Below are 12,214 nucleotides of genomic sequence, written 5' to 3'. Positions count from 1 at the left end.
CAGCCAGTGGATGGCTGCCTGGCTTACGCCTGGACCACTGGGATCTTGGCGTTAGCGGCCGCTTCGCGGAACTCGGCGATCTGGTCGAAGCTCAGGTAGCGGTAGACGTCGGCAGACATGCTGTCGATGTCCTTGGCGTACTGCATGTACTCTTCGACGGTCGGCAGCTTGCCGATGATCGAAGCCACCGCAGCCAGCTCGGCCGATGCCAGGTACACGTTGGTGGCGTCGCCCAGGCGGTTCGGGAAGTTACGGGTCGAGGTCGACACCACGGTCGAACCGGTCTGCACCCGCGCCTGGTTACCCATGCACAGGGAGCAGCCTGGCATTTCCATCCGCGCACCGGCTTTGCCGTAGATGCCGTAGTAGCCTTCTTCGGTCAGCTGATGAGCATCCATCTTGGTCGGCGGAGCCAGCCACAGACGGGTCGGGATACCACCCTTGACCTTTTCCAGCAGCTTGCCAGCGGCGCGGAAGTGACCAATGTTGGTCATGCACGAACCGATGAACACTTCGTCGATCTTCTCACCCTGTACCGAGGACAGCAGGCGAGCATCGTCCGGGTCGTTCGGGGCGCAGAGCACAGGCTCCTTGACGTCGGCCAGGTCGATTTCGATGATTTCGGCGTATTCGGCATCGGCGTCGGCCGACAGCAGTTCTGGATTGGCCAGCCAGGCTTCCATGGCCTGGGCGCGACGCTCCAGGGTGCGTGCATCGCCGTAGCCTTCGCCGATCATCCAGCGCAGCAGGGTGATGTTGGACTTGAGGTACTCGGCAATGGCTTTTTCCGGCAGCTTGATGGTGCAACCGGCGGCGGAGCGTTCAGCCGAAGCGTCCGAGAGCTCGAAGGCCTGCTCGACGGTCAGCTCGTCCAGGCCTTCGATTTCAAGGATGCGACCGGAGAAGGCGTTTTTCTTGCCCTTCTTCTCGACGGTCAGCAGGCCCTGCTGGATGGCGTAGTAAGGGATGGCATGCACCAGGTCACGCAGGGTGATGCCAGGTTGCAGCTTGCCTTTGAAGCGCACCAGGATCGACTCTGGCATGTCCAGCGGCATCACGCCGGTGGCGGCCGCGAAGGCTACCAGGCCGGAGCCTGCAGGGAAGGAAATGCCGATCGGGAAGCGGGTGTGCGAGTCGCCACCGGTACCCACGGTATCGGGCATCAGCATGCGGTTCAGCCAGCTGTGGATGATGCCGTCCCCTGGGCGCAACGACACGCCGCCACGGGTGCGGATGAAGTCTGGCAGGGTGTGGTGGGTGGTAACGTCGATGGGCTTCGGATAGGCCGCGGTGTGGCAGAACGACTGCATCACGAGGTCAGCGGAGAAGCCCAGGCAGGCCAGGTCCTTGAGCTCGTCACGGGTCATGGGGCCAGTGGTGTCCTGGGAACCCACGGTGGTCATCTTCGGCTCGCAATAGGCGCCTGGACGTACGCCTTGGCCTTCCGGCAGGCCACACGCGCGGCCGACCATCTTCTGCGCCAGGGTGAAGCCCTTGCCGGTGTCGGCAGGCTGCTCTTGCTTCTTGAACAGGTCCGATGGGCCCTGGCCAAGCTCGGCACGGGCTTTTTCGGTCAGGCCACGGCCGACGATCAGTGGGATACGGCCACCAGCACGCACTTCGTCGAGCAGCACTTCGGTCTTGAGCGCGAACGTGGTGACCAGCTCATTGCTTTCGTGACGGCGTACTTCACCTTTGAACGGGTAGACGTCGATCACGTCGCCCATGGCCAGGTCGGTGCAATCGAACTCGATCGGCAGGGCGCCGGCGTCTTCCATGGTGTTGTAGAAGATCGGGGCAATCTTGGTGCCGAAGCAGAAACCGCCGGCACGCTTGTTGGGCACGTACGGGATATCGTCGCCGAAGAACCACAGCACCGAGTTGGTGGCGGATTTGCGCGAAGAACCGGTACCTACCACGTCACCTACGTAGGCGACTGGGAAACCCTTGGCCCTGACCGCTTCGATCTGAGCCAGCGGGCCTACTGAGCCCGGCTGCTGCGGCTCGATACCGTCGCGGGCCATTTTCAGCATGGCCAGGGCGTGCAGCGGGATGTCAGGGCGCGACCAGGCATCCGGGGCAGGGGACAGGTCGTCGGTGTTGGTTTCGCCAGGCACCTTGAACACGGTCAGGGTGTATTTGTCGGCGATGGCCGGGCGCGAGGTGAACCACTCGCCGGCAGCCCAGGATTCCAGCACGGCCTTTGCATGAGCATTGCCGGCCTTGGCTTTTTCAGCCACGTCGTGGAAGGCATCGAACATCAGCAGGGTGTGCTTGAGCTGCTCGGCCGCGACGGCGCCCAGCTCGGCGTCATCCAGCAGCGCGACCAGCGTCTCGATGTTGTAGCCGCCTTGCATGGTGCCCAGCAGTTCGGTGGCGTGCTTGCGATCGATCAGCGGCGAGGTGGCTTCGCCCTTGGCGACGGCCGAAAGGAAGGCAGCCTTGACATAGGCGGCCTCATCGACCCCAGGCGGTACGCGGTTGGTGAGCAGGTCTACGAGGAAGGCTTCTTCGCCGGCCGGCGGGTTTTTCAGCAACTCGACCAGGCCTGCAGTTTGTTCGGCGTTCAGCGGCTGGGGCACGATACCCAGAGCGGCGCGCTCTTCGATGTGTTTGCGGTAGGCTTCAAGCACAGTTATTTCCCTCATCAGTGGCCCCTTTAAGGGGTCCGGGACGCTCATCCAGCATTCCTTGCACCCAGGCGCCGTCATGGCTTCTTGGGCCGCCTGGCCAGGGTCGCAAGGAATCCTTGCGGAAGCTGCTTTCAAAGTTTTACGCCTGCAGAACGAACATCTGATGAGGGCTGGTTCGGGCCTGCGGGGATGCAGGCCCGAACCAACGTCGTTCTGCCGGATCAACTGTGCTCGTGACGCTTTGAAAACAGCTTCCAACGGACATTGTTGCCTTCGAAAAGGCCGGATGATTCTACGGTAAAAAACGCTGGAAGGTAAGGCGGCGATGATGACTTTAACGGGTGACCCTGGTTAGACAAAGGGCTAACATGGCCGCGTACTCCTCCTTCAAGCCGTTGTATTTCATGTCCAACAAGTCCATCAAAACGCCCTGCGTCGGCCTGTGTTCCACGGTTTACGGAGACACGGTATGCCGAGGGTGCAAGCGCTTCCACCATGAGGTCATCCACTGGAATGGCTATGACGATGCGCAAAAGCGCGCGGTCTGGTTACGCCTGGAGCAACTGCTGGTTCAGGTGATGATGGCCAAACTCGAGGTGTTCGACAAAGGCTTGTTGCGCCAGCAACTGGAACAACGTGCCATACGGTATGTCGAGCAGCAGTCCGAGTACTGCTGGGCCTACCAGCTCATCGCCAGGGGCGCGCGCATGATTCGGGACCTGGAGGCCTACGGCATGGCCTTGCTGCCCGAGTTCCGCGACTGGGAACTGCCACAACTGCGCGATGCGATTGATCGTGAGTTCTTTCTGTTGTCAGAGGCGCATTACCAGCGCTACATCGCGCCCTCGTTTCTCAATAGCGCTTTGGAGTAGCCACCTTTCCCTCTATTTCGCTGCTTGGCTGGCCACTAGTGTTGTGCGTCCGACGATTGAGTGGAGCATCTCGATGGACAGCTATACCTTCAAGCCCGATCTGTGCTTTCACGCACGTTGCTGGTGGCAGGTAGACGGTGCCCGCATTGCAGATGGAGCGTGGGACACGGCCCTGGAGCATCTGGCGCCGCTGTGGGTACGTTTCGAAAGTGGTGACGGTGATGATGGCTGGATGCGGACAGAACCTGAAGGCGCATTGGAACCGTCACCCAGCCCGCCTTTCAGGAACGTCGGCATCTTGTGCCCTGTCCTGTGGTTTGGGGTCTACGAGATTCACGATCTGTTCAGTTACGAGATCAGGCCGGCCTATTTCGAGTCCACCGTTGATCTGTGGCCCAGGCTCGAATATGTCATGACCAAAGACTTCGGCTTTATAGGTATGTCCGGTAGTCCCCAGGCGGCAGGAACGGAGAGCGCGCCGCTGTGGAGCATTGATGGCCTTGATCCCCGGCATCTGGAGGTTGGGCAGCGTAAAAGCAATCTACTGTTGTTTGACCCTGCCGGGGCAGCAGTCAGGCGATACAAGCAGTTTGGTCGCCCTTACCTCGCCACCCACCAGGGGCGACGGGGTGCACTCAGTCTCGAGGTGGTCGGCCGCCCTGTACCTCCTCATCGCAGGCCGTTGGAATAACCCCTACGGTCAGGGCGAGTTAGGTCTACACATGTCGATCGATTCGGCTGGCTTGATGTAGAACGCTTCGTTCTGCAACGCGCGGCCGGCGTTGCTTAGCGTTTGGCTTACATTCCGTCTCAAGAGTGAGCCATCATGACCGACTACATTTATCACCCTGAACTCTCGTTTCTTGCCCGCTGCTGGTGGCAGTTGACCGAAGAGCTGATTCATCCGGATCAATGGTGGGACTGCCAGGACAAGCTCGCACCCATGTGGCTTCACGTCGATGGCGCGGGCATCCACAACGATCATTGGTACAACTACTGGCGAGCCGAGCCCGAGGGGCAAGGACCACTGCGTCTGTCGCCAGAGGACTATACCAAGGACGGTCATCAGTACGGCGAGCTGTTCTGGTTCGGGGCTTACGTTGCCGCTTCAGGGGAGGAAGAGGCCACGCTGTGCTATGAGATCCGACCTTATGACAGAGACTGGCGACCGTTGAACCGAATCCTCTACAACAACCCATCCTCATTGTCGGGCTATGCGGCGGTCAAGGGCGCGAATGAGCCGAGCGCCGGGCAGCCTCGGCTTGCCAATCCCACCCATCTATGGTCCGTGGAAGCAATATTATGCCGGCATCAAGCGCGGTGCACGACTGTGCAACCTGATTTTGAAAAATGCTCAAGGGCATGGCGTAAGGCGCTATGAAAAAGGCGGCGCATCGCTGATCAATACGGTCAGCGGCCAACCTGGCCGGATAGCGCTGGAGATACTCGACTATGCGCATCAGGCCCGCGAGTGGGCGTGGGGAGCAGGGCAGGAAAGTGCTGGTGCCCGGTACACATTCCAGCCTCAATACAGTTTCATTGGACGTGCCTGGTGGCGGCCTGAAGGTGAATCAACGGAACAAGGCTTGGTCACGGCAAGGTTCGACGAAGGCAGCGAATGGTCTCCCAGGGCCGGGTTAACCGTTGAGACTACCGATTTCTTCAAGGATCGCTGGCACATCGGCGAATGGCGCATGGCATGCGACCGCTTCTGGTTTGCCGCCTACGGTGATGGAGAAAGCCATGTCTACGAGCTGTGGCCGCTCGACAGTCACGGCAGGCGACTTGACTTTACCCTTAGAGAACAACGCGGTTGGACAACAAGCCTGGCCAAGCGCTGGACCAGCAGGCGAGCTCTCCCAGACTTTCTCTGGAAGCTCGAGGGGCTTGATCCCACCATCCTGGAAGAAGGGACACCTGTCCACAATGTGCAGTTGCAGCACGTGAATAGCGGACCTGTGACGTTGCATTTGCCCCAACACCGTCGTCGGTTAATCGCTGGCAGCCAGGGCCATCAGGGTTCGCTAATGATCCATGTGCTTGAGACGGCTGCCCGGTGCTGATCGGGTAATGCGTTGCCATGCTCAGATTCGCCGCGGTGCAACTGCGCGGCGAAACCAGGCTGGGCAAGGCGCCGTGGACGTAGGCGTCAGCGCTTGAAAAACCTGCCTTTGGGCCTAGTCGCCGCTATATTCGCAGCCACTGGTGCAAGTCTCGTGGATACGCACCTTGGACAGCTCTGGCAGCAACGGTTTGACCTGATCCCAGATCCATTTGGCGATGACTTCGCTGGTGGGGTTTTCCAGGCCAGGAATGTCGTTCAGGTAGTTGTGATCAAGCTGCTCGTAGATGGGCTTGAACACGGCCTTGATCTCGGCGAAGTCGCGAATCCAGCCGGTATGCGGGTCGAGCGGACCCGTCAGATGGAGGCCGACCTTGAACGAGTGCCCATGCAGACGCCCGCATTTATGGCCTTCGGGCACATGGGGAAGGCGGTGGGCGGATTCGAACGTAAATTCCTTGAAGATTTCCACGCAGTCAAACTCTGTCTGAATCAGTAATGCGCGCAGTTTACCAGCATGCCTCTCACAAGGCTTGCAGTCGTTCATGCAGCCGCCCGGTGGCGACCAATTCCAGAAACTCGTCGCCCAGGCGTTGGCTTTCATCGATGGCCTTGTACCAGTAGCGCTTGCGCGCCGGTGCGTCGCCCATGAAGCGTTTGAAGTCGTTTCGATCGGGCAGCTTCCCGTGAGGCAGGGTTGCCAGGTAGGCCGGCGAGGGTGCTAGCAGCAGTACGTTCTGCAGGCGCCTGGCATCGCCCTTGCGCCATGGCAGGGCCTTGTCGAACCAGCCAGGGACGACCTTGTCGGTGAAGTGCGGGTAAACCACCAGGTCATCGCCGCCGTAGGGCAGATCGAGGTGATAGTCCAGCAGCCCGCCATCGCGGTACATGCCGGTCCCGGCCCCTGGGATGTCCCGTACCCCCTCCATGACCATGGGGATCGATCCCGAGGCAAGCAGGGCATGGCGCAGGTTTGCCAGGTCCAGCGGCAGGCAGCGCGTCGGGAAATCCGTCAGGGCATCAAGCGGTGGCAGGCTGCGGCTGTCGTGCAGAATGATCCGCTCGAAATGGCGGGCCAGGCGGGATCTGCCCAACAGGTTACTGGCGATCACCGAGCCAAGGCCCATACCCAGTCGGCCGCGATGATCGTGAGCGAGCTGGCCATGACTTTTGACGACCAGGATATTCAACCGGTACGCCGGGCTCGCCAGCACCTGGCCGTCGCGACCCTGCAACAGCTCGTCGAGCATGCGCTGGCAACTGCGTGTTATCTGGGCTGGGGTAACGCCTTTTGCAAAATCCTGCTCGGTGTAGAGCATTCCCAGCCGCCGCAACCCGGCAACCGGGTCGTCAAGGCAGGCGCTTGCGAAGCGCCAGGCGCCAATCGATGCGCCAATCAGTGCGCGCTGGCGAGGGGCCGATGGCAGGAACTGGCCGAACAGCGCCAGGTCCAGGCCCTGAATGCCCAGCGGTTTTGGCCCACCTGCTGCGCCCGGGAGCACGCCGACGTCAGCCGCCTGCAGCCCGCGCTCTCTAATTTGGCTCAAGGCGCGTTGGCCAGCCTTCAGGGTAAGGGCGGGGTACTTGACGTGTATAGCGCTCATGGCGGACCTCTGCGGCGACGGGCGCCGCATTATAGAGTGATGCAGCCGTTCGAGACGTGCCCTGTTGACCTGCCGGCTACGCTATCATGCGGCCAGCTGTTTTCAGGTTGAGTTAAGGACTGCTGGTTAATGTTGATTGCGTAGACAACGTGTACAGCATTATGGAGAAACGAACGATGAAAACCTTGACTGCACTGTTCACCGCCGCTGCCCTGTCGCTGGGTGCCAATGCTGCATTCGCCAAGGATGTGCAGCCTGATGAAGTGGTCAAACTGGTCAACACCAAGACCATCAAGTCCCTGGACGAACTCAAGGCGGCCGCCATTGCCAAGCACCCGGGTTCCACCGTCACGGACTCGGAACTTGAAGACGAATACGGCCGCTACGTGTACAAGGTCGAACTGCGCGATACCCAGAATGTGGAGTGGGACGTGGCTTTCGATGCCAAGACCGGTGAACTGCTGAAGGATGAGCGAGACAACTGATGAACCCACCACCACGGGCGGCGCGCTACCTGGCCCTCGCCCTGCTGGCAGCGTGCTCGCTGGCCGCTGCCCGTGACCTGGACCAGGATGAGGCACTGGCTTTGCGCCAGAAGGGTGTGATTCTACCGCTCGAACACTTGCTGGAAACGGCCATGGCCCGTCACCCAGGGGCGCGTTTGCTGGAGGCAGAGCTTGAAGAAGACGACGACCGCTATGAGTACGAGGTCGAGTTGCTAACGGTGGACGGCGTAGTACGGGAAATCAAGCTCGATGCTGCCACCGGTGCCCTGCTCAAAGACGAGGAAGATGACTGAATGCGCCTGTTGCTTGTCGAGGATAATGTCCCGCTGGCCGACGAACTTACCACTGCGCTGCAGCGTCAGGGGTACGCCGTCGATTGGCTGGCCGATGGCCGAGATGCGGTCTATCAGGGCCAGTGCGAGCCTTATGACCTGATCATCCTGGACCTTGGTCTGCCAGGGTTGCCTGGCCTCGAAGTCCTGGCTCAGTGGCGTGCAGGCGGGCTGCTGACACCTGTGCTGATTCTGACAGCGCGTGGCTCCTGGGCCGAGCGTATCGAAGGCCTGAAGGCCGGCGCCGACGATTACCTCAGCAAACCCTTTCACCCCGAAGAATTGCAGTTACGCATCCAGGCGCTGCTGCGCCGAGCGCGTGGCCTTGCCAACCAGCCAAAGCTCGAAGCTGCCGGCTTGCATCTGGACGAACGTCGTCAATGCGTAAGCCGCGAGGGCGTCGATATCCAGCTTACGGCCGCAGAATTTCGCCTGCTGCGCTACTTCATGCTGCACCCCCAGCAGATCCTGTCCAAAAGCCATCTGGCTGAGCACCTCTACGACGGCGAGACCGAGCGCGACTCCAACGTGCTTGAGGTTCACGTCAACCATTTGCGCCGTAAACTAGGCCGTACGGTGATCGAGACACGACGCGGCCAGGGCTACCTGTATGCCGGGAGCGCTGCGTGAAGTCGATCCAGGCGCGGCTCAGCCTGGGCCTGGTGGCCGTGTTGGTGGTAGTAGGGGTGGTACTGGCGCAACTGACGCTGTGGCTGTTCGAAGCCGGGTTGCAACGTTACCTGGAAAACGGCCTGCGCAATGAAAGCGAGAACCTGTTGGTGGCGCTGGTGCGCGGGCCTGCGGGCATGCAGCTCGACGAGCAACGCATCTCGGCTGCCTATCAGCGACCGTTTTCCGGCTATTACTTTCGCATCGACTTTGCCCAGGGCACGTGGCGTTCACGCTCCCTGTGGGACATGAACCTGCCCAAACCGTCGGCCCCTGGTCTGTCGGACCGGCACGAGCTTGGGCCAGAGGGGCAGGAGTTGCTGACGCTGCGTGCCGATTACCGGCGCCTGGGGCAGGACATATCCATCAGTGTCGCCCAAGATTACTCACCTGTGCGACAAGGCTTCCGGCGTCTTCAGCAAATTGGGCTGGGCATGGGCCTGGTCGCGCTGGCCTTGGTGCTGGTCCTTCAGCGCATGACCGTCACCCGCTCGCTACGCCCGCTGGAGCGGGCGCGCCAGCAAATCGCCCAGTTGCAGCAGGGGCAACGTTCCCAGCTCGACGCCCAAGTGCCCAGTGAGCTGGTGCCGCTGGTTGGGCAGATCAACCATTTGCTCAGCCATACCGAAGACAGCCTGCGACGTTCGCGCAATGCACTGGGTAACCTGGGCCATGCCCTGAAAACGCCGCTGGCGGTGCTGCTTAGCCTGGCGTCCAGCGAACGCCTGCAGGGCTTGCCTGAGGTTCGCGCACAGATGCGCGAGCAGTTGCAGCAGATCGAGCAGCGCCTGGCCCGTGAGCTCAACCGCGCACGCCTGGCCGGCGATGCGTTGCCGGGTGCGCAATTTGCCTGTGATGACGAGTTGCCGGGGTTGCTGAGCACCTTGGGCATGATCCATGGCGAGGGCCTGCTGCTGAGCCATTCCGTGCCACCTGGCCTGCTGCTGCCCTGGGATCGCGAAGACATGCTGGAACTGCTGGGTAACCTGCTGGACAACGCCTGCAAATGGGCGGACAGCGAGGTGCACCTGGGCATCGCAGCCACCGAGGAACACTATCAGCTGTGGGTCGACGACGACGGCCCTGGTATCCCTTACCAGCAGCGTGTGCAAGTGCTTGAACGGGGTTCTCGCCTTGACGAGGAAGTCGATGGGCACGGTCTGGGGTTGGGGATCGTGCGTGACATCGTCCAGGCTTGGGGCGGGAAACTGCAACTGCTTGAGAGTCCTATGGGTGGATTGCGTGTGGATATCCAGTTGCCGCGCCGGAGCCTGTGACCAGCGCGGCGTCCCACAGGTCGGCCCCGTTGCCGCTGGCAAACGGCTGTACTGCAAAAAAAATGCACTACTGCCACATTTTTTTGAATTAGCCCAAATGGACGTCGCTCGGCAGAATCGCTGCATGTAGCCTTCACTGGCCGACGGGCCAAGGCCTACGTTTCCTCTTCCGTCCAGACCTACAGAACCCGAAACGACATGCCTGCCTCGCGTACCGAACGTCTTTTGCAGTGGTTATTACCGCCATCCCTGAACATCCCTCCCACCCAATGGCTGCGTGCCGGTATCGGCGCATTGGCCGGCCTGTTTCTCGCAGGCTGGCTGACGAGCCTGGCGTATGGCCCGGATATCGCCTTGCACCTGCTCGGGCCGTTGGCGGCCTCCGCGGTGCTGGTGTTCGCCGTTCATTCAGGTCCCCTTGCACAGCCCTGGCCCGTGCTTGGCAGCTATACCCTGGCCGCGATCGTTGGCTTGGCAATGCGAGACGGTTTTGGTCCAGGGCTTTGGGTCGCCGCCGCTGCCCTGTGTCTGTCCATCCTGGTGATGTGCTTGCTGCGCTGCCTGCACCCACCCGGTGGGGGAGTGGCGGTCAGTGCGGTTCTGGCCGACCCAGGGCTGACCGCCTTGGGTGACCATCTGCTTGAGCCGGTGCTGCTCAACGCGCTGATTCTTGTTGCGGTGGCCATTGTCTATAACCGCTTGACCGGTGTGCGCTACCCCAAAGGGGCTGCACCGCGCAAGGATTTGCACCACACTCACGACCCGCTGCCAAGTGAGCGCGTCGGCATCCGCAGTGAGGACCTAGATCAGGCGCTGGAAGAGTTGGGCGAGTTCGTCGACGTTACCCGCGACGAGCTGGAGCGCATCATTCTGGCCACCGAGCAGCACGCGCTGCAGCGCAGTCTCGGTGGCATAACGGCGGCGTCGGTGATGTCGAAGGACGTGCAGTTCGTCAGCCCCGAGACCACCTTGCAGCAAGCCTGGAAGCTGCTCGACAGCCACCATGTCAAGACCCTGCCGGTGCTGCAGGACGGCGCCTTGGTGGGGATCGTCAGCCTGAGCGACCTGGTAGGCCCGGCCATGCAGCAGGCGCGTTTGAGCTGGCGGGGCCTGTTCGGGCGCAAGCCCGTGCGCATGGCACAGGTGATGAGCCGCCGGGTCGTGAGTGTCAGCAGCCAGCACCCGTTGGAGCGCCTGTTGCCGCTGCTGTGCGAGCAGGGGCTGCACTGCCTGCCGGTGCTCGACGGTGACGTGCTGGTAGGGGTGGTCACCCAGACTGACCTGATCGCCGGGCTCAAGCGCCAGTTGCTAAGCAGCGCCAATGCCTCAGAGCGTCGGGTCCCAGCGTTGTGACCAGTCGCTGGCCTCGGCTGCGATAAGCCGGCGCAGGATGCCAAGGGCCTGTTGCAACGCTTCGCTGTCACGCTCGCGGGCGTAGACCAGAAAGGTGGGGTAGGTGAATTCCGGCGCATGCGGTACGCGCTCGAAGACGCCACTGTCCAGATAAGCCTGCACCACCCGCGTGCGAAAATAGCCGCTACCACCCTTGTCGAGGATGAACTGCAAGGCAAGCGGCCCCAGGTTGAAACGCAGCGCGGCACGGGCGCAGTTGGGCAGGGCGGCGTCATGTTGCCGGCGGAAGGCCTCGCCCCAGTCGATATAGATGTACGGCTCCGGCCGTTCGACCCGCCGGATTCGCACCAGCTTTTCTTCCATCAGCTGCTCGACCTGCAAGCCCGGCCCGTAGATCGGCTGGTACACCAGAGCGGCGTCGAGCAGGCCCATCTCCACCTTGCGCAGCAATGACTCGCCGTCGCTCACTTCGCTGTGGATGCTCTGGCCAGGCAGTTCCTGATACAGCGCCGTGACCCAGTCAAGCATCATCGGGTTACCAAGGCTCACCTCGCCCCCAAGGTGCAGTACCTGCTGGTAGCCAGGCGGCAAGGGCAAGTCGCGTCGTGCCGCCTCCCAGGTCTGCACCAGCTGATTGGCATACCCGACGAAGGCCTCACCGTGGCTGGTCAGGCGGGCGCCACTTCGGCTTCTTGTGAACAGGGTGCAGCCCAGTTGCTGCTCAAGCCGCTGCAACCTGGCGGTGACCGCTGTCTGCGATACGTACAGGCGCTCTGCAGCCGCCACTAGGCTGCCGCTGCGCACCACTTCCAGAAAAGTGCGGGCCTGATCGATGTCCATTGAGGTGCTCACCGTAAAAAACTGGTCGCTATTCTAGTGAGTTCGTCGCCGCATTGAACGACTTTT

At 61.5% G+C, this 12,214-nt stretch carries 13 protein-coding genes; 9 read left to right on the top strand and 4 right to left on the bottom strand.

The annotated features are described in order from the left end of the window. Positions 1-23 precede the first annotated feature (23 nt). The gene (acnB, locus tag FS767_RS03875; RefSeq protein ID WP_058603818.1) at positions 24-2,633 is read right to left on the bottom strand and encodes a bifunctional aconitate hydratase 2/2-methylisocitrate dehydratase; all 2,610 of its coding nucleotides are present in this window, start codon (positions 2,631-2,633) and stop codon (positions 24-26) included. 404 nt (positions 2,634-3,037) lie between these two features. On the opposite strand from acnB, the gene FS767_RS03870 reads away from it, so the two are divergent. From FS767_RS03870 to FS767_RS03860, 4 genes are all read left to right on the top strand, one after another. Next, complete coding sequence (locus tag FS767_RS03870; protein WP_100852605.1) at positions 3,038-3,505, top strand: DUF1289 domain-containing protein; 468 nt, start codon at positions 3,038-3,040, stop codon at positions 3,503-3,505. A 73-nt stretch (positions 3,506-3,578) separates the two neighbouring features. Further along, positions 3,579-4,196, top strand: a complete 618-nt coding sequence (locus FS767_RS03865) for a hypothetical protein (protein ID WP_144964255.1) — start codon at positions 3,579-3,581, stop codon at positions 4,194-4,196. A gap of 135 nt (positions 4,197-4,331) precedes the next feature. Continuing rightward, positions 4,332-4,886, top strand: coding sequence for a hypothetical protein (locus FS767_RS22800; protein WP_178102709.1), 555 nt, complete (start codon positions 4,332-4,334; stop codon positions 4,884-4,886). Then, positions 4,768-5,568, top strand: coding sequence for a hypothetical protein (locus FS767_RS03860; RefSeq protein ID WP_178102708.1), 801 nt, complete (start codon positions 4,768-4,770; stop codon positions 5,566-5,568). Before FS767_RS22800 ends, FS767_RS03860 begins: the two co-directional genes overlap by 119 nt. A gap of 114 nt (positions 5,569-5,682) precedes the next feature. Here FS767_RS03860 and queD read toward each other — a convergent pair whose 3' ends face one another. Together queD and FS767_RS03850 are read right to left on the bottom strand one after the other, a co-directional pair. Then, on the bottom strand, positions 5,683-6,039 hold the full coding sequence (gene queD, locus FS767_RS03855) for a 6-carboxytetrahydropterin synthase QueD (RefSeq protein WP_033695042.1): 357 nt from the start codon (positions 6,037-6,039) through the stop codon (positions 5,683-5,685). Positions 6,040-6,091: 52 nt separating this feature from the next. After that, entirely contained in the window at positions 6,092-7,171 is a 1,080-nt protein-coding gene (locus FS767_RS03850) for a patatin-like phospholipase family protein (protein ID WP_144964253.1), read from the bottom strand. Between the two features lie 176 nt (positions 7,172-7,347). Between FS767_RS03850 and FS767_RS03845 the strand changes: the two genes are divergently transcribed. The 5 genes from FS767_RS03845 to FS767_RS03825 all read left to right on the top strand — a co-directional run bounded on the left by FS767_RS03845 (position 7,348) and on the right by FS767_RS03825 (position 11,308). Next, positions 7,348-7,656, top strand: a complete 309-nt coding sequence (locus FS767_RS03845; RefSeq protein WP_058637382.1) for a PepSY domain-containing protein — start codon at positions 7,348-7,350, stop codon at positions 7,654-7,656. After that, positions 7,656-7,970: a PepSY domain-containing protein gene (locus FS767_RS03840; RefSeq protein WP_027914620.1), complete on the top strand. Its 315-nt coding sequence runs from the start codon at positions 7,656-7,658 to the stop codon at positions 7,968-7,970. Before FS767_RS03845 ends, FS767_RS03840 begins: the two co-directional genes overlap by 1 nt. Next, entirely contained in the window at positions 7,971-8,639 is a 669-nt protein-coding gene (locus tag FS767_RS03835) for a response regulator transcription factor (RefSeq protein WP_058637381.1), read from the top strand. Further along, positions 8,636-9,955 carry a sensor histidine kinase gene (locus FS767_RS03830; RefSeq protein WP_144964252.1) on the top strand — a complete coding sequence of 440 codons (1,320 nt, stop codon included), beginning with the start codon at positions 8,636-8,638 and terminating at the stop codon, positions 9,953-9,955. The genes FS767_RS03835 and FS767_RS03830 overlap by 4 nt, the downstream gene beginning before the upstream one ends. Before the next feature lie 198 nt (positions 9,956-10,153). After that, entirely contained in the window at positions 10,154-11,308 is a 1,155-nt protein-coding gene (locus FS767_RS03825; RefSeq protein ID WP_144964251.1) for an HPP family protein, read from the top strand. Here FS767_RS03825 and FS767_RS03820 read toward each other — a convergent pair. Next, on the bottom strand, positions 11,282-12,148 hold the full coding sequence (locus FS767_RS03820; RefSeq protein WP_144964250.1) for a LysR family transcriptional regulator: 867 nt from the start codon (positions 12,146-12,148) through the stop codon (positions 11,282-11,284). The genes FS767_RS03825 and FS767_RS03820 overlap by 27 nt on opposite strands. Between the last annotated feature and the right edge of the window lie 66 nt (positions 12,149-12,214).

Source organism: Pseudomonas sp. DE0010 (genome assembly GCF_007680745.1).
In the GTDB taxonomy this organism is placed as follows: Bacteria; Pseudomonadota; Gammaproteobacteria; order Pseudomonadales; family Pseudomonadaceae; genus Aquipseudomonas; species Aquipseudomonas parafulva_B.
Note: the sequence above shows the minus strand (reverse complement) of the source record. Positions and strands in the feature narration are given on the sequence as shown.

Coding starts and splice junctions, on each gene's coding strand:
- FS767_RS03865 (WP_144964255.1), top strand. CDS start 3,579: ATGGACAGCTATACCTTCAAGCCCGATCTGTGCTTTCACGCACGTTGC.
- FS767_RS03835 (WP_058637381.1), top strand. CDS start 7,971: ATGCGCCTGTTGCTTGTCGAGGATAATGTCCCGCTGGCCGACGAACTT.
- FS767_RS03840 (WP_027914620.1), top strand. CDS start 7,656: ATGAACCCACCACCACGGGCGGCGCGCTACCTGGCCCTCGCCCTGCTG.
- FS767_RS03825 (WP_144964251.1), top strand. CDS start 10,154: ATGCCTGCCTCGCGTACCGAACGTCTTTTGCAGTGGTTATTACCGCCA.
- FS767_RS22800 (WP_178102709.1), top strand. CDS start 4,332: ATGACCGACTACATTTATCACCCTGAACTCTCGTTTCTTGCCCGCTGC.
- FS767_RS03845 (WP_058637382.1), top strand. CDS start 7,348: ATGAAAACCTTGACTGCACTGTTCACCGCCGCTGCCCTGTCGCTGGGT.
- FS767_RS03820 (WP_144964250.1), bottom strand. CDS start 12,148: ATGGACATCGATCAGGCCCGCACTTTTCTGGAAGTGGTGCGCAGCGGC.
- FS767_RS03850 (WP_144964253.1), bottom strand. CDS start 7,171: ATGAGCGCTATACACGTCAAGTACCCCGCCCTTACCCTGAAGGCTGGC.
- FS767_RS03870 (WP_100852605.1), top strand. CDS start 3,038: ATGTCCAACAAGTCCATCAAAACGCCCTGCGTCGGCCTGTGTTCCACG.